Below are 18,245 nucleotides of genomic sequence, written 5' to 3' on the forward strand. Positions count from 1 at the left end.
TTCAACGGTTATTCAAACAGAAAGCAGAGGACTGATACGCACGATAGGGCTAACCTAGTTAGGGATATAGTTCACCTCTGTTTTCTTTTGAATAAATTTAAAAATTTATTTCAATTACAAACTAAAGGTTAGGGATTGCAACGGCATCCTTTTTTGTGCTTAATAATATGTTTGATTGAATGCTTGCATTTAATGGATTCAATTTACTTGATGAGATACTGAAACAAGTTCAGCACAAGAAAGATATAGTGTAAAGCCCGACCCTTTGGGTAACGCCCAACCTATTAATAAACTTCTAAAAACTAATCCCTTTTATCTTCTTGTAATCTAATATTGCCTTACTATCGGACAGTAAAGAGACATAATAGCATACGCTAGACAAACGACTATATAAGCTTGAATTATTAATTTCTAATGTTTTAGGCAAACCTTTTAAAATAAGTTTGTCGTAATTTGAAGCGGTGTTGTTAAAACTATTATTTACGGCGTTTGTATAGGTGCTTAAAAGTGTATTTATAACACCATAGCCAGCAATTTCTTTATCGACTACCTCTGTAGATTGGTAAATATTTTCGATACTAATTTTTATAATATCTTTTATTTGTGCTTCGTATTTGCTTTTATCTAGAAGGGCGCAATCGAAATTGCCATTTAAAATAGCGGCTTCGTGCTGCATAAAAATATCAACCGCTTCGTTTATTAGTGTTCCTATGGCCAATGCACGCAGATACCCTACACGATCTTCTTTGGTGGAAAGCGCATAATAGTTTTCGGGCTTTATGGTGTTTCTAATGATTTTAGATAGGTATTCTAGCGCAAATTCTTCTTGAATTAAGCCTAAGTTTATACCATCTTCAAAATCGATAATGGTGTAGCAAATATCGTCTGCTGCTTCTACTAAATATGCGAGTGGATGGCGTGCGTAACTAACATCTGTATCCGAACGTTTTAGCAATCCTAACTCGTTTGCTACATCTTGAAAGGCTGTTTTTTCAGATTGGAAAAACCCATATTTTTTATCGGCAATATGTTTTGTTGGTTTTTTAGGCAGTGATTCTTTTGGGTATTTCATGAATGCACCAAGGGTGGCGTAACTTAATCGGATACCGCCTTCTCGTCCTGCTCTACTTTCGGTTAGAATTTTGAATCCGTTGGCATTACCTTCAAAATCGCATAAATCTTGATATTCCTTATCGGAAAGCTGACTTTTAAAAGTTTTGCCTTGTCCTGTTTTGAAAAATTCACCAATGGCTTTTTCTCCGGAGTGCCCAAAAGGTGGGTTTCCTATATCGTGTGCTAAAGCTGCAGCAGCCACAATAGCTCCAAAATCGTTAGTTTGATAGCCATGTACACTTTGTAAATGCGGATGTTTTTCTAATAATTTTTGCCCAACCCGTCTCCCAAGAGATCGCCCTACTACACTAACTTCTAAACTATGTGTTAATCGAGTGTGTACAAAATCGGTTTCCGATAACGGGATAACCTGTGTTTTATCTTGAAGGCTTCTAAACTCTGATGAAAAGATAACACGATCGTAATCTACCTCGAAACCTAAACGGGTTTCGTCTTGTTCTTTTCTTATGCGTTTATTAGTGTCGCCAAAGCGTTTTAAGGATAGTAATTGTTCCCAGTTCATGGTCTTATTTTAAGCAGAGGCAAGATAAAAAACATCTTGTTAAAGCGTCTTCTTAATCTTAACTTTTTTAATTGTCCCATTTCTTAACATTAGGATAACATTTTAATCATAGTTGTTTAATGATTTGGTAACACCCTTTTTTGAGTTCTGATTGTATGTTTGCAAAAGAATTAAGAATTATACATGAAACAGGTTTTATTTATCCTCATCTTTTTTATCTCTGCATTATCTTTTGCGCAGGAGAATACAGGTACTATAAGCGGCAATCTATTAGATTTTGAATCGAATAACCAACCTTTAATCTTTGCGAAAGTTTTAATTAAAGAAACGGGTACTGAAGTTTTATCAGATGAAAAAGGGTTTTTTAAGTTTGAAAACTTAAATGATGGTGAATATACTTTAGTAAGCAGCTTTACAGGTTATGAAACTAAAGAATCAAAAATAAAAGTAGAATCAAATCAAACAACTACCTTTAAAATAACACTTGAGCCTAGTACTATTTCTTTAGAGGATTTAATGATGGCGGTTGCTAGTGTTGACAAACCTCAAGCATCTGCAATAAACAATTAGTCGGTTAATCGCTTACACAACAATATATAATTTTAAAAAGCAGTTTTTCTTAGAAAAACTGCTTTTTTGTCTTATACTATTTACTAATTGAATCACTGTAAAAAAACCATATTAAATACTTCTGAGATTAGGTAGTGACTAAATCTCATTTTAATGTTAACATAATGTAAACTAACACAAAAAATACAGCTACTTAGTTAACACTAACCTAACGCTTTTATTACGGTTCTTTAATCCACAGATAACACACTATTTACAAAACGGTAGTTTCTTTGCGGCAAGAATTAAAACAAAAATTTATTTAAGAATATTTAAAAAATTAAACTCATGAAAAAATTATTTTTAACCTTATTAATTGCATCTTCTTTACTATTTAGCGGATGTTTTAAAGATGATGACACTCCAATTATTATAGAAGAGATTACTATAATACAAAGTGGTAATGATACTGATGGAGATTATGAAACAGTTGCTGTAACTGGAGCCATTACTTCTAATACAACTTGGACAAACGACAAGGTTTACGAATTAAACCAAAAAGTTGTTGTTGACGGAGGTGCTACATTAACTATAGAAGCTGGAACAATAATTAAAGGAAAGCCTGGTACAGGTTCTTTAGCTTCAGCACTTATTGTTGCTAGAGGATCAAAAATTAATGCTGTTGGCACAGCAACTAACCCAATTATATTTACATCTACAAGTGACAATATTGTACCTGGTGAAACTGCTGGCACCAATTTAGATGAATCAAATAGAGGCCTTTGGGGCGGTTTAATCATTTTAGGTAATGCACCAGGATCTTTTAAAGGGGATTTATTAGAAGTACAAATAGAAGGAATTCCAGCCGATGACACTTTTGGTTTATATGGTGGTACAGTTGCAGATGATGATTCAGGAATAATTAAATATGTGTCTATCCGTCATGGTGGTGCTTTAATTGGTGAAGGAAACGAGATTAACGGTTTAACTCTTGGTGGTGTTGGTAATAAAACAGTAATCGACCACGTAGAAGTTGTTGCAAACGTTGATGATGGTGTAGAATTTTTTGGAGGTACTGTTAATGCATCAAACTTATTAGTTTGGGCTGCTGGTGATGACGCTATAGATATCGACCAAGCTTATTCTGGTACTATAGACAATGCAGTAGTAGTTTTAGGTGAAGCATCTGACCATGCTTTTGAAATTGATGGACCTGAAGGGACTGCTACTGATTCATTTATATTACAAAACGCTACTATAATCGGAAATAATGTCACTGCTAATGGTGAATATGCTGATTACAGAAGTGGTGCTATGGGAGAAACAAACAACATATATGCTTACGATTTTAAAGCAGAATCTGATGTTGAGTTAGATAACGATGGTGTTGCAACTAATTATAACGATGGTTTATTAACATTCTCTGCTTGGGAAATCGTTTTACCAACAGGTGTTACTGCCGTAGAAGATATTTTTGTAAACAAAGCAGAAACGGTTACAGTTACAGGTTTTGGCTCTCACGCTACTGCTGTTGCTAAAGGGGCTGCTACTGTTGGAGCTAATACAGCAATCCTTAGCTGGACTTATGCAAATACAACTGGTGGATTAGGATTCTAAACAGAATCATAAAAACAATAAAGTACTTATACTACTGCTTACATATTAAATAGTAAGCAGTAGTTTACAAATTATATATATGAAAAAAGTTTATATAGTTCTTACTCTATTATTTGGTTCAATATTAAGTCTTACAGCGCAAGGAACTATTGCTGGTAATATACTTGATGGCGAATATAATAACGAACCAATGGCATTTGCCAACGTTTTAGTAAAAGGGACTACAATTGGAACAACTTCAGATTTTGATGGAAAATACCAGTTATCTTTAGATGAGGGAACTTATTCTATTCTCTTTTCTTTCGTTGGTTATGAATCAAAAGAAATTAGTGATGTAGTTGTTAAATCAGGTCAAGTAGTCGACTTAGACGTTGTCTTATCTTCAAACTCTTTAGATGAAGTTGTTATTACAACTAGTATTAAAAGAAATACTGAAGAAGCCGTTCTAAATATCCAGAAGAAATCTGTGACACTTTTAGATGGTTTATCAGCACAAAGTATAAAATCTAGTGGAGCAGGGTCTCTTGCAAGTGCAGTAAAGGCTGTTCCTGGAGTTTCTGTAGAAGGTGGTAAATATGTATACGTAAGAGGTCTTGGAGATCGTTATACAAAATCAACTTTAAATGGTGTTGATATTCCTGGTTTGGACCCAGATAGAAATACGATTCAAATGGATATATTTCCAACAAATATTCTTGATAATATCATAGTTATTAAATCTGCAGCTGCAGAATATCCAGCAGATTTTACGGGTGGTGTTGTTGATATTGTAACTAAAGATTTCCCAACTAGATTTGAAGCGTCTGTATCTTTAGGTGCAGGTTATAACCATAGCATGCATGGTAAAGATAATTATTTGAATGGAACAGCCAGCGATACTGATTTTTTCGGATATGATGATGGCACTAGAAATGTACCTATAAACAGATACCAAACTATTCCTGGAACTTTTGAGAACAGAGGCTTACTAACATCGTTAACAGGTCGTTTTAATAAGGAGCTAAGAGCAAAAGAGAGTACAAGTAATCCAAATTTTGATTTTGGTTTTACTTTAGGCGATCAATTTAAAGTTGGAAGCGATAACAAATTTGGCTATTTAGCTTCATTCTCATACAAGAACAATACAACATTTTATGAAAACCGTATTGATGGTGCATATTCTATTGATGCTAACGATACATCGAACAACGAACTTGTTGCCGACAGATTTTCAACAGGTAGAGAAGGCATAAACAATGTCCTTTTAAATGGTTTAGTTGGCCTTACGTTTAAAACACAAAACTCAAAGTATAAAGTAAATTTACTTCATATTCAAAATGGAGAGTCATCGGGTGGTTTTTTTAATCAAAACATAGCTCAAGGCGGTTCTGGTTCTGGTTCTGGTTTCGAACCATTAACAAAAGATGCCCTTGCTTACACCGAACGCTCTGTTACAAATTTACTTATAAACGGTAACCATTCGTTTGACACAAAAAACGATTGGAATTTCGAGTGGAAATTAGCGCCAACATTCTCAAAAGTTCATGATAAAGACCACCGAGTAACCCCATTACAAGAATCTCAAACTGGAGAATTTTTTATTAGTGCCTCTGCGGCAACTTTCCCTATTCGAATCTGGCGTTTTTTACAAGAAGAAAACTGGGCAACAAAGTTCGATTTTAATAAAAAGTATGAGTTATTTGGCAAACCTGCTAAGGTAAAATTTGGAGGTGGTTACACTTATAAATTTAGAGATTTTAGTGTTGATGATTGGACTTTCGATAATAACGGAACACCTGTAACAAATGGAAACCCAAATAATCTTTTATTACCAGAAAATATTTGGAGTAGAGATAATAACGATGGTACTTACCTTATATCTGTTGATATATTTAACCCTAATGATGCTTATGAAGGTGAACAACATATTGCTTCTACCTATGTCTCTAATGAATTTAATATAAGTGAAAAGCTTAAAACTATATTAGGTTTAAGAGCAGAAGCGTTTACTTCATATTACACAGGACAAGATGGTGCAGATTTATATGACAGGTTTAAAGTATTAGATGAGTATGACTTATTTCCATCTGCAAATTTAATTTATGAGGTTACTGACGATTCTAATATAAGATCATCTTACTACAAAACAACTGCAAGACCATCTTTTAAAGAAGCTTCATTATCTCAAATTTTCGATCCTATTACAGACCGTTTATTTATTGGTAATATTAATTTAAAACCAACTTATGTAAACAATTTTGATTTAAGATATGAAAACTTTGGTAACAAAGGACAAATGTTTGCAATTAGTGGTTTTTATAAAGACTTTACAGATCCACTTGAAAAATCCTTCTTTGCCTCAGCACCAACTCAATTAACCATAGGTAACTTAGGTAGTGCAAAAGTATATGGAGCAGAATTTGAATTTAGAAAGCATTTAGGATTTATTTCAGAAAATTTAACAAACTTAAAGTTTGCTTTAAATGTATCTGTTACAGAATCTGAATTGACCATGTCTGATGAAGAATTTTTATCAAGAGAAGCAAATGCTAGAGATGGACAAACTATTGATAGAAAACGTAATTTACAGGGTCAATCTCCTTTCTTAATAAATACAAGTTTAAACTATAACAATAGCGACTTAGGTTTACAAACAGGCTTGTTTTTTAACATGCAAGGTAAAACACTAGAAGTTGTAGGTTTAGGAGGAGTTCCAGATGTATTTACAAAACCTTTTGAGAGTTTAAATTTTACTTTAAATAAAGCTTTTGGAGAGGATAAAAAATCTTCAATTGATATAAAAGTATCAAATATATTAGGTGCCGAAAGAAAGAGTGTTTACCAATCTTTTAAAGCGCAAGATCAAATATTTTCGTTAAGAGAACCAGGAACAGAGTTTTCTATTGGTTACTCTTATAAATTCTAAAATCTTTATAGAATTTATAACATAAAAAAAAGAGGCTGTCTTTAAAAGTAGCCTCTTTTTACATTTTATTTTAGTTATGTTTATAACGAAGATAATGCTGCTACATTATCAGTATAATTTACCACTTTCTTTTCTCCATCTATCCAATGAATCCATTTACCTACTTTTTTACCATTGTCATAAAAAGCAGATACTAGTTTATTCCCTTTAGTATCATAACTTACCCAATTACCCTGTAATTTACCCTCTTGAGTAAATGTTCCTGTTTGACTGACCTCGGCAGTATCATGATAATAAATTACTTCAATTAAGTTAGTATCTTTATTTAAGGTTAAAGTTCTTTCTTTCTGTGCAAAACTTATCGTAGTAAAAAGTGCTATTGCTAAAATGACTATATTTTTCATATCTGTATGGGCTTTTAATTAATAATTACTTTACAAATATATAACATATTTTACATTCAAACAACATTTACGTAACATTAAATTAACATTAGATAAGTAATAATTTGATTTACAGTATTTTATGTTTTTAAAATATTTTTTGATTTCTTAACATTCATAATATGAGTTTCTATTTTTAGGCTTTATAAAAATAAATATTAAAGTTTATTGAATAGAACATAACATTTCCGTAACATAAGGTTCATATAAAAATTAGACATTTGCTTTTTATATATTTTTGATTTTTTAAATGGGAGATATTTATATCTATATGCTAGTGGCTCTAGCTTTTTTAGCCATAGCTGATTTAATTGTTGGTGTTAGTAACGATGCCGTGAATTTTCTTAATTCTGCAATAGGCTCTAAAGCAGTTTCTTTTAAAACCATAATGATAGTTGCCAGTTTAGGTGTAGCCATGGGTGCTTTAACTTCTAGCGGCATGATGGAAGTAGCTAGAAAAGGTATTTTTAACCCAGAAGAGTTTATGTTTGATGAAATCATGATTATTTTCATGGCTGTTATGGTTACAGACATATTACTACTTGACTTTTTTAACACTCTTGGGCTTCCAACCTCTACAACAGTTTCTATTGTTTTTGAACTTCTAGGAGCTTCAGTTGCTATAGCCATTTTAAAAATATTTGCAGATAATAATCAATCACTTCTTAATTTAGGAAATTATATTAATAATGAAAAAGCCATTGAAATAATTCTTGGTATTTTATTATCGGTAATAGTTGCTTTCTCCATTGGTGCTATAATTCAATTTTTTTCAAGGTTGCTACTCTCATTTAATTTTAATGATAAGCCAAAACTATTTGGAGCTATTTTTAGCGGATTTGCTGTTACATCTATTATGTATTTTATTCTTATTAAAGGCATTAAAAATGCATCCTTTATGAATGACAGTATAAAGAGTTTAATCTCTGCAAATCCAATGACATTGTTAAGTATTGGTTTTATTTTTTTTACGCTAATATCTTTATTACTTATAGTGTTTTTTAAAACAAATATTTATAAAATTATTATAGTTATCGGTACTTTTGCGCTTGCTGTGGCTTTTGCGGGTAACGATCTAGTAAACTTTATAGGTGTGCCAATTGCAGCTTTTAATTCATATGAAGCTTGGTCAGTAACAAATATATTGCCGCAGCATTTTCCAATGGTAGCCTTGGGACAACCTGTTCAAACCCAACCTTATTTACTACTTATTGCAGGTTTAGTAATGGTATTGACTCTTTGGTTTTCAAGTAAAGCAAAGGCAGTCGTAAAAACATCAGTTGATTTATCAAGGCAAGACGATGTAAAAGAACGTTTTGAACCTAATTTTCTATCAAGAACGATTGTAAGATATAGTATCGCAGCATCTGATGGCCTTAACAATATATTACCAAATTCTACTAAAAAACATATTGACAAACAATTCCAAAAACCTAAAATATCTGCTGTTATAAAATCTGAAGATTTACCGGCTTTTGATTTAGTAAGGGCAGCAGTGAACCTTATGGTTGCAAGTGTATTAATATCCTTAGCTACTTCTATGAAACTACCATTATCAACAACCTATGTTACTTTTATGGTAGCTATGGGAACATCGTTAGCAGATAGAGCCTGGGGTAGTGAAAGTGCAGTTTACAGAGTAGCTGGTGTACTTAACGTTATTGGAGGTTGGTTCTTTACTGCCTTAAGTGCCTTTGTAGCCGCAGCAATAATGGCAGTAATTTTATACTACGGCAGGGGTTATGCACTGACTGCATTACTAACTTTTGCTATTATACTTCTTGTTAGAAATTATATGAACCACAGAAAGCAAGCCAAAGAATTAAAAGAGGAAGATAGTCTAGAAAAAGCTGAAAGTAGTTCTACTCAAGGTGTTATTGTTGAAAGTGCTAATAACATTGCAAATGTGGTTAAACGTGGTAATAAAATATATACTGGTGCTATTAATGGTCTATCAACACATAACTTGAAGCTTCTTAAAAAGAATAAAAAGAATATTGAAAAACTCTCTGAAGAAATTGAAGAACTGAGAGATCATATTTTTTATTTCATTAAAAACCTTGAAGAACCTAGTGTGACTGCCAGTAACTTTTATATTAACATATTGAGTCATTTGCAAGATTTTGCACAATCTTTAGAATACATTTCAAACGTAAGTTTCAAGCATGTAAATAACAATCATAAAAAGTTAAAATTCACTCAAATTAAAGAATTAAAAGAAATAGACGAGCGCTTTGACAAACTTTTCAACAATGTTAAGACAGCTTTTGATTCGCGCTCTTTTGAGGAAATTGGGGCAATTTTAAATAGAAAACAAGAGATCGTTTCTTTAGTTTCAGATAAAATTCAAAAGCAAGTTGGACGAACTAGGACAGAAGAATCTAGTCCGAAAAACACAACTTTGTATTTTAGTCTATTGATAGAAACTAAAGACTTGTTGATGGCTACCATGAATCTTTTAGAAGAATACTACAATGCTCATGATGCATCAGTTGAACCCGCAACTATTGATGTTATTGCAGATGATGAAAAAGTAGGAGAAAATAGAGAAGAATAAGATAAAAATAACCTTTATAAACACCAATTAATACAACTTTAATTGGTGTTTTCATTTTCAGAAGTTTCTTCTAATAAAGAATCTTTTTTGCTGTACAATAATTCAGCAACATCAATTAATTTTTTAATCATATCATTCACATTGGCATAATCATTAAATAATGACGAGGCCATTTCTGCAGTAATTAAATTTTTTCTTATTAATTTATCTATAGATTTATTGCTTTGCCTAACGTTAGCTTTAGCCTCAGACTTTAACTCTTTTAATTTTAATGCATATTTTTCTGTATCATCTCCTGTTCTAAATAAATAAATAGTTCTTAATACTTTAGTTATTTTTTTTCTGTAATCATCATATTCATTTTGCAGATACTTATTGTCCATATTTAAAACCAAAACGATATTTTTATTTAATTCTCTAGCATCTTTAATTATTTCAACCATTTTTCTATTGGCAATTTTAATATCTGTAATAGCCTTTATTTGTTTATTATTTAGCTTTAAGGTACTTTGAGCATTTGAAGCATATTTTATAATTTCTCCATAAATAATTTTAACCTTAGTATAATATAAATCTTCAACATTTGTTTCTAAATCAATATTAGATTTTTTGATTATTGTTTTTAGCTTTTCTTCAGATTTTATATCCGCTCTATGGATATTTAAAGCATGCGAAACAATTTCAAATACGCTATTCTTATATAAATATTTTGACTCATTAATTAAAGCAGAAATTGCAGAACCAGGAAACTTTAATATGGATGGATTAAGATATTTTGGTTCATCTACATCCTTATTTATTTTTTCCTTAAAGAAACGCATTAAAAAACGCGCTAATATTTTTACAAAAGGAATCATTAATAGAACACCTATAACATTAAATATGGTATGAAACAGAGCTAGTTTTAACGTATAATTTGTTGGTGCAATATGCAGTACTTCTGAAAGGTTATTTACTAATCTCGCCAATGGAAAAATAAAAGCTATGGCTACCAAACCAGTTATGATATTGAAAATGAAATGAGCCACAGCTAGTCTTTTTCCGGCACTATTTGAGCTTAAAGCACCTAAAATTGCCGTTATAGTTGTACCAACATTTGCACCAATAGCCAATGCTAAAGCATTTTCGTATTCAATTTGTCCTGCAGCTAATGCTGTTAAAATTAATGCTAATGTAGCACTACTTGATTGTAAAATTGTGGTAATAATTATCCCAAGTCCTGTATAAATAATAACACCTAAAAACCCAGAGACGGCATATTCTGATAAATCTATATAGCCTTTAAAAACATCAAACCCTTCTTTCATGTAATGAATTCCAAGAAAGAAAAAGCCTAGTCCTGCTAAAACATGTCCAACACCTTTAAGTGATACCTTTTTTTGAAAAGAAAAAATAATTCCGAAAACAAGCATGGGCATTGCTAATGCAGAAATTTTTATTTTTAGTCCGAAACCAGCAACTAACCAAGCCGTAGCTGTAGTTCCTATATTGGCCCCAAAAATGAGCCCCAAACCTCCACCTAAAGAAATTAACCCAGCACTTATAAAAGATATAGTTAGAATCGAAACTAAAGAACTCGATTGAATTAAAGCTGTTACAAACGCTCCAGCTGTAATACTTTTATAAAGCTTATCTGTCGCTTTTTTTAAGATATTCTGTAAAGGTCCTTTAGTAAAAACTCTAAAGCCTTCTTCTAACATGATCATCCCAAAAAGTAAAATTGCAACTCCTGCCGAAATTGTTTTAAAATTTGGATTTAAGTACAGTGAAACCCCCAAGACAATTAAAAGCCCGAAGAATAAAGACTTTCTAATCATATATTATTATTTAGTTAATATTTCTAAAATTCTTTTAATATAATGTAAAGTGTTTGTATTTGAAAATTAATTCTTTCAAAAGAAAAAAAATGATTGTTGTAAGTTTCAAAAAAACATCTTTTTTGACTTTTAAAAAAGTTTACATTTGTAATCTTAAAAAAACATTTACTAAATAATAATATATGATTTCTATAAACGAATATTTTGAAGGCCATGTAAAATCCTTAAGTTATACATCAGAAACGGGAAAGTCTAGTATTGGCGTTATGGAAACTGGACACTATGAATTTGGAACAACCACACACGAAACCATGCAAGTTATTGAAGGTGAAATGACGGTTAAATTACCTAACAGTTCTGAATGGAAAACTTATAAAGCTGGTGCGTCTTACGAGATTGAAGCCAATAAAAAATTTCAAGTAAAAGTATCTAACCAAACGGCTTATTTATGCCAATATAAGTCGTTATAAAAAATACCTGCTTTATTATCTATGATGAATTTCTTCCCTTATGGCGAAAGCTATACGATTGAAGATGAAAAATTTTCTGTAACCATTAATAAAACTGTTGTTAGGATTTTTATTGCAGAAAATAGCATATTAGATTATAAATACCATAAAAAAAGCACCTCTTTCGAGATGCTTCTTTAAAAATTTGGGGTCCCCCCTTTCGGGAGGACAAACCCAATAACAATATTATTATGATCCGCACATTAAGCAATCATCACCTTCACCAGCTTTCGCCTGTGCAATAAGTGCTTTCATTTCTTCTGCACTCATTGGTTCAACCTCAACTTCTGGAGTATTTTGCTTTGCAAACTTAGCAGCGTTTTGTACCGCTAATTTCTGTTTTTTAGCTTCTTGCTTTTGTTCTGCAACTTCATTTACCTCTACAACTTCAGCAACTGGCTCTTCTTTTTTAGCCGTTTGAAGCGTAAATTTAATCGCATCAACGGCGCTCTTAGTTCGTAAGTAATACATACCTGTTTTTAAGCCGCTCTTCCAAGCATAGAAATGCATGGAGGTTAATTTAGCCATAGTTGCACCTTCTAAAAATAAGTTTAGTGATTGTGACTGATCTATAAAATAGCCACGTTGACGGGACATATCTATAATATCTTTCATACTTAATTCCCAAACCGTTTTATAAAGGTCTTTAATCTCTTGAGGCACATCAACATTTTGCACAGAACCATTAGCTCTCATGATATCTTGTTTCAAAGTCTCATTCCACAAACCTAAATCCACTAAGTCTTCTAATAAATGTTTGTTTACTACAATAAACTCTCCTGATAATACACGACGCGTATAAATATTAGAGGTATAAGGCTCAAAACACTCATTATTTCCAAGAATTTGAGACGTAGATGCTGTTGGCATTGGTGCTACTAATAACGAATTACGCACACCATGTTTTAATACTTGCTTACGTAGTTTTTCCCAATCCCAGTTGCCACTTAATGTATCTTCTTGAACATTCCAAAGGTTATGTTGGAATTGGCCTTTACTAATTGGAGATCCTTCGTAAGTTTGGTAAGGCCCATCTACTTTTGCTTCTTCCATACTTGCTGTTACTGCAGCGAAGTAAAGCGTTTCGAAGATATCTTGATTTAGCTTTTTTGCTTCATCACTAGTAAAAGGCATACGTAATTTTATAAACGTATCTGCTAAACCTTGCACACCTAAACCAATTGGTCTGTGGCGCATATTAGAGTTTTCAGCTTCAATTACTGGATAGTAATTTCTATCAATAACTCTATTTAAGTTTTTAGTAACACGTTTTGTAATACGGAATAGTTCTTTATGGTCAAACTCCCCGTTTTTAATAAACATTGGTAATGCAATAGATGCTAAATTACAAACAGCAACCTCATCTGGAGAGGTGTACTCCATAATCTCAGTACATAAATTTGAAGAACGAATGGTTCCTAAATTTTTCTGATTCGATTTACGGTTCGCTGCATCTTTATACAACATATAAGGCGTTCCCGTTTCAATTTGAGATTCTAATATCTTTTCCCAAAGCTCACGTGCCTTTATAGTTTTTCGACCTTTTCCTTCCGCTTCATATTTTGTGTATAAAGCTTCAAACTCTTCACTATGCGTTTCTGGTAATCCAGGACATTCATTAGGACACATTAAGGTCCAATCTCCATCTTCTTGTACTCGTTTCATAAATAAATCAGAAGTCCACATCGCATAAAATAAATCACGCGCACGCATTTCCTCTTTACCATGATTCTTCTTTAAATCTAAGAAGTCAAAAATATCAGCATGCCACGTTTCAATATAAATAGCAAAACTTCCTTTACGTTTTCCGCCACCTTGATCTACATAACGCGCTGTATCATTAAAGACTTGAAGCATGGGTACAATACCGTTACTTGTTCCGTTAGTTCCAGCAATATAACTTCCTGTAGCACGAACGTTATGTATAGCTAACCCTATACCACCTGCAGATTGTGAAATTTTTGCCGTTTGCTTTAATGTATCATAAATACCTTCAATACTATCATCTTTCATGGTGAGTAAAAAACATGAAGACATTTGCGGTTTTGGTGTACCTGAATTGAATAATGTTGGTGTAGCGTGTGTAAAATATTTTTTAGACATCAGTTCATAAGTCTCAATAGCAGCATCTAAATCGTTTAAATGAATCCCTATTGATACACGCATAAGCATGTGTTGTGGACGTTCAGCAATTTCACCATTTAACTTTAAAAGGTAAGAACGCTCTAAGGTTTTGAAACCAAAATAATCATAACCAAAATCGCGGTTATAAATGATAGTAGAATCTAATCGATCCTTATTATCCATGATGACTTTATAAACCTCATCAGAAAGTAAAGGCGCATCTTTCCCCGTTCTTGGATTTACATATTTATGTAAATCTTCCATAACGTCGCTAAAGGTCTTTTTGGTGTTTTTGTGTAAGTTAGAAACAGAAATTCTAGCTGCTAAACGTGCATAATCAGGGTGCGACGTTGTCATGGTTGCAGCAACTTCTGCAGCAAGGTTATCAAGTTCACTAGTAGTTACACCATCATATAATCCTTCGATTACGCGCATAGCTACTTTTAATGGATCGACCAATTCGTTTAATCCATAACATAATTTCCTTACTCTAGCAGTAATTTTATCGAACATGATTTGCTCTTTTCTGCCATCTCTTTTTACTACATACATTTTTTTACACGGTTTTTAAATTTTCTGACACACCTCCAGAAAAATGGTTAGTTGTTTGTTCTAAAGTTTACCTTGTTTTTAATAAGATAAACTTTAGTAAATTAATTAATAAATGGTACTTTGTTTTATTTTCCTTTTACAGAAATATCATTTTAATCGTTTAAAGAAAACTTTTGGTTTTTTATATAGATTCCTACCTATGCAGGAATAACAAATTCAAAGGTGTTCTCTAAGCTATGCTTCGAGGGGTTCTTTTTTAATTAAAAATCAGCGTCAAAACTGAATTTATCCTTGTCTTCTTCTTTATTAAGCACACCAGCTTTTTGGTAATCTCCAACACGTTTCTCAAAGAAATTTGTTTTTCCTTGTAGCGAAATCATGTCCATAAAATCAAAAGGATTTGATGAGTTGTAAACTTTCTCACAACCAAATTCCCCTAATAACCTATCTGTTACAAACTCCAAATATTGCGTCATTAACTTCGCATTCATTCCAATTAAACTGGCTGGAAGCGATTCAGTAATAAATGAGCGTTCAATATCTAAAGCATCGGTTAATATTTGAGTAATCCTTGCTTTTGGCACTTTATTTACAATATGATTTTCATGTAAGTGCACCGCAAAATCACAATGCAAGCCTTCATCTCTAGAAATAAGCTCGTTCGAGAATGTTAAACCAGGCAGTAAACCACGTTTTTTAAGCCAAAATATTGAGCAGAAACTTCCTGAAAAGAAAATACCTTCAACCGCTGCAAATGCAATTAAACGTTCTGCAAAACTTGGCGAATCTATCCACTTAAGTGCCCAATCTGCTTTTTCTTTAATAGCAGGAAACACTTCAATAGCATTAAATAATGCCTCTTTTTCTTTGTCGTCTTTTACGTAAGTATCAATTAATAATGAATATACTTCAGAATGAATGTTTTCCATCATGATTTGAAAACCATAAAAGAATTTAGCCTCAGAGTATTGAACCTCAGACACAAAATTTTCAGCTAAATTTTCATTTACAATACCATCACTGGCAGCAAAAAAGGCTAAAACATGTTTGATGAAATATCGTTCGTCATCATTTAATTTGTTATTCCAATCATTAAGATCTTGATGTAAATCGATTTCTTCAGCAGTCCAAATACTAGCTTCTTGTTTTTTATACCATTCCCAAATATCATGATGTTGAATAGGAAAAATAACAAAACGATCTTTGTTTTCTTGTAAAATGGGTTCAATAGCTTGAGACATTAGTTTTATTTTTTTAAAATTAGAAGTAAAATTTGCTTTATTTTCGGGATAACAAAGATTGTAAAATGATTGATATGTTTTTTAAAAAAAGTAGAAACCTTTTCAACAAGTTTTTAACAAACATTAAAACCCCTACAAACTCAGAAGTTTACAGAAAAAAACATATAAAATATTGATATTCAATATTTTAAAAAAATAAAATTTTAAATTGTTTACAAAAAAAAGTTAGGTTTTAGAAGCACAAACCCTTTGTTTATATAGCTTTTTATAAGGTTTTTTTAAATAAACTTTTGGGTGTTAAAAAGTTTCTGCAACCTTTTCCAATTCGGTATACCAATCTTCACCAAATTTCCGTATAAGTGCTTCTTTCACAAATTTATAAACAGGGATTTGAAGTTCTTTCCCTAAAGCGCAAGCATCATCACAAATTTGCCAGTTATGATAATTTACTGCAGAAAATTCACTGTAATCCTGAACTCTTATTGGATATAAATGACATGAAACAGGTTTTTTCCAAGATATTTCACTTTGATTGTAGGCTTCTTCAATGGCACATAGCGCCACTTTCTTCTCATCGAAAATCACATAAGCACAATCAGCACCGTTAATTAAAGGTGTTTCTAAGTCGCCATCTTCTGTAGAAATGTATGCACCTTGAGATTCAATTACATCTATGCCTTCTTGACGCAAAAATGGTTTTACTTTTGGGTAAATGGCTTTTAGTATTTTAGCTTCATCAGCTTCAAGAGGTGCCCCCGCATCACCATCTATACAACAAGCACCTTTGCATGCGGATAGGTTACACAAAAAATCTTTTTCTATAATATCCTCAGAAACAATGGTCTTCCCTAATTGAAACATAAAATTTTTATCTTGTATTAATACCCATTTAGCTTTATAATGTCGCGGTAAATCATTTCTATTTCTCTTCGTAAAAAAACAAAACCGTAGCTAAGGCTATGCTTTAATTTTTTGTCTTGATAAATAAAAAAATATTCTAATTTACTTTCACGTTATTATAAAGCTAAATTGACATAGCAAAAATAGTTAAACTTTAGGTTTATTTAATTAAGTTAATAATCTACTTTTGCCGAAAATTAAGAATCTGTATTTTCAAAGCTTCTTAATTTTAAGATTTTCGCGTAACTTTATCGTAATCAAAGATAAAAGGCGAGAATAACAAATCAAAAAAAACGCAATAAACGGCGAGACATTTTAAACATTTAAAATAATGAAATTCAATTTTAAAGAAATATTCACAGCATTCATGGTCTTATTTGCCGTGATAGATATTGTTGGAAACATTCCTATTGTAATTGATTTAAGAAAAAAAGCAGGTCATATTCAAAGTGAGAAAGCATCTATAATTGCTGGAGTTATTTTAATTGTATTTCTGTTTTTAGGAAAAAGCATCTTGAATCTTATTGGTATAGATGTAAACTCATTTGCCGTAGCTGGTGCCTTTATTTTATTTTTTATTGCCTTAGAAATGATTTTAGGTATTACACTTTACAAACAAGATGAAAATGCATCATTAACTACTGCTGTTTTCCCTTTGGCGTTCCCTCTTATTGCAGGTCCCGGAAGCTTAACAACCTTACTATCTTTAAGGGCTGAGTTTAGTATAGAAAACATTATTGTTGCTGTTTTAATGAATGTTATTATTATCTATATAGTACTTAAAACATCAGCAAGAATTGAACGCTTTTTAGGCGCAAATGGTATTGATATAATACGTAAAGTTTTTGGAGTTGTTTTATTAGCTATTGCTGTAAAATTATTTGCACATAATATAAAAGCGTTATTTGATTTTGCTTAAAGCACATAATAAACATTTAGAAAAAAAGTTTATCTTAATAAATTAAATAAAAACGATATTAAAATTTCAGACAAATGAAAATATTTACCATAATACTTAGCATTATTGCCTTAGCCTTAATCGTCTTTAATTTTACCCAAGTTAATTTTGATGCGCCTTTTGAAGGCGATAGTATTATTGCTATAATAACCATATTAGCGTCACTTTGTGTTATTATTATGATGGCAATTTTAAGAATCTCAAAACGTATAGAACAAAAAGTAAAAGGTCAGAAATAAGATGTTTGATGTATTAATAGTTGGAGGTGGCGCCGCAGGCATGTCTTGCGCATTGGTTGGCAGTATCTCATAAACTGTGTAAGTTTTAAAATCTCAGGTTAATATTTAGCCTGAGATTTTTTATTTATTAATTTTAAATTTTACACATTTATGAAACCAGAAGATTTATTGAACGAAGATTTTTTAAAGCAATTTAAA

General features: G+C 31.8%; 14 protein-coding genes. 8 read left to right on the forward strand and 6 right to left on the reverse strand.

The window, feature by feature from the left end; genetic code table 11:
• Positions 1–295: 295 nt before the first annotated feature.
• Positions 296–1,636 (reverse strand): deoxyguanosinetriphosphate triphosphohydrolase, encoded by a 1,341-nt coding sequence (locus tag P8K68_RS14570; RefSeq protein ID WP_300252569.1) that lies wholly within the window; start codon positions 1,634–1,636, stop codon positions 296–298.
• 183 nt (positions 1,637–1,819) lie between these two features.
• Between P8K68_RS14570 and P8K68_RS14575 the strand changes: the two genes are divergently transcribed.
• The 3 genes from P8K68_RS14575 to P8K68_RS14585 all read left to right on the forward strand — a co-directional run bounded on the left by P8K68_RS14575 (position 1,820) and on the right by P8K68_RS14585 (position 6,707).
• A complete protein-coding gene (locus P8K68_RS14575) occupies positions 1,820–2,206 on the forward strand; it encodes a carboxypeptidase-like regulatory domain-containing protein (protein WP_300252572.1) in 387 nt (128 codons plus the stop codon).
• Positions 2,207–2,533: 327 nt separating this feature from the next.
• A complete protein-coding gene (locus P8K68_RS14580; protein WP_300252575.1) occupies positions 2,534–3,802 on the forward strand; it encodes a hypothetical protein in 1,269 nt (422 codons plus the stop codon).
• 79 nt (positions 3,803–3,881) lie between these two features.
• The gene (locus P8K68_RS14585; protein WP_300252578.1) at positions 3,882–6,707 is read left to right on the forward strand and encodes a TonB-dependent receptor; all 2,826 of its coding nucleotides are present in this window, start codon (positions 3,882–3,884) and stop codon (positions 6,705–6,707) included.
• Between the two features lie 80 nt (positions 6,708–6,787).
• Here P8K68_RS14585 and P8K68_RS14590 read toward each other — a convergent pair whose 3' ends face one another.
• Positions 6,788–7,111: a nicotinic acid mononucleotide adenyltransferase gene (locus tag P8K68_RS14590; RefSeq protein WP_300252581.1), complete on the reverse strand. Its 324-nt coding sequence runs from the start codon at positions 7,109–7,111 to the stop codon at positions 6,788–6,790.
• Positions 7,112–7,400: 289 nt separating this feature from the next.
• Between P8K68_RS14590 and P8K68_RS14595 the strand changes: the two genes are divergently transcribed.
• On the forward strand, positions 7,401–9,707 hold the full coding sequence (locus P8K68_RS14595) for an inorganic phosphate transporter (RefSeq protein WP_300252584.1): 2,307 nt from the start codon (positions 7,401–7,403) through the stop codon (positions 9,705–9,707).
• Between the two features lie 38 nt (positions 9,708–9,745).
• On the opposite strand, the gene P8K68_RS14600 is transcribed toward P8K68_RS14595, so the two are convergent.
• Complete coding sequence (locus tag P8K68_RS14600; protein ID WP_300252587.1) at positions 9,746–11,524, reverse strand: Na/Pi symporter; 1,779 nt, start codon at positions 11,522–11,524, stop codon at positions 9,746–9,748.
• A 182-nt stretch (positions 11,525–11,706) separates the two neighbouring features.
• On the opposite strand from P8K68_RS14600, the gene P8K68_RS14605 reads away from it, so the two are divergent.
• Entirely contained in the window at positions 11,707–11,994 is a 288-nt protein-coding gene (locus P8K68_RS14605; protein WP_300252590.1) for a pyrimidine/purine nucleoside phosphorylase, read from the forward strand.
• A 21-nt stretch (positions 11,995–12,015) separates the two neighbouring features.
• Positions 12,016–12,174: a hypothetical protein gene (locus tag P8K68_RS14610; RefSeq protein WP_300252592.1), complete on the forward strand. Its 159-nt coding sequence runs from the start codon at positions 12,016–12,018 to the stop codon at positions 12,172–12,174.
• Between the two features lie 48 nt (positions 12,175–12,222).
• Here P8K68_RS14610 and P8K68_RS14615 read toward each other — a convergent pair whose 3' ends face one another.
• From P8K68_RS14615 to P8K68_RS14625, 3 genes are all read right to left on the reverse strand, one after another.
• The gene (locus P8K68_RS14615) at positions 12,223–14,709 is read right to left on the reverse strand and encodes a ribonucleoside-diphosphate reductase subunit alpha (protein ID WP_300252595.1); all 2,487 of its coding nucleotides are present in this window, start codon (positions 14,707–14,709) and stop codon (positions 12,223–12,225) included.
• 260 nt (positions 14,710–14,969) lie between these two features.
• Positions 14,970–15,950 (reverse strand): ribonucleotide-diphosphate reductase subunit beta, encoded by a 981-nt coding sequence (locus tag P8K68_RS14620; RefSeq protein WP_300252598.1) that lies wholly within the window; start codon positions 15,948–15,950, stop codon positions 14,970–14,972.
• Between the two features lie 297 nt (positions 15,951–16,247).
• Positions 16,248–16,811: a DUF3109 family protein gene (locus P8K68_RS14625; protein ID WP_300252601.1), complete on the reverse strand. Its 564-nt coding sequence runs from the start codon at positions 16,809–16,811 to the stop codon at positions 16,248–16,250.
• Between the two features lie 370 nt (positions 16,812–17,181).
• Here P8K68_RS14625 and P8K68_RS14630 point away from each other — a divergent pair, with 370 nt between their 5' ends.
• Together P8K68_RS14630 and P8K68_RS14635 are read left to right on the forward strand one after the other, a co-directional pair.
• Entirely contained in the window at positions 17,182–17,769 is a 588-nt protein-coding gene (locus tag P8K68_RS14630) for a MarC family protein (protein WP_300252604.1), read from the forward strand.
• A gap of 74 nt (positions 17,770–17,843) precedes the next feature.
• The gene (locus P8K68_RS14635) at positions 17,844–18,047 is read left to right on the forward strand and encodes a hypothetical protein (RefSeq protein ID WP_300252607.1); all 204 of its coding nucleotides are present in this window, start codon (positions 17,844–17,846) and stop codon (positions 18,045–18,047) included.
• Positions 18,048–18,245 lie beyond the last annotated feature (198 nt).

This window comes from Algibacter sp., assembly GCF_029245835.1.
In the GTDB taxonomy this organism is placed as follows: domain Bacteria; phylum Bacteroidota; class Bacteroidia; order Flavobacteriales; family Flavobacteriaceae; genus Algibacter_B.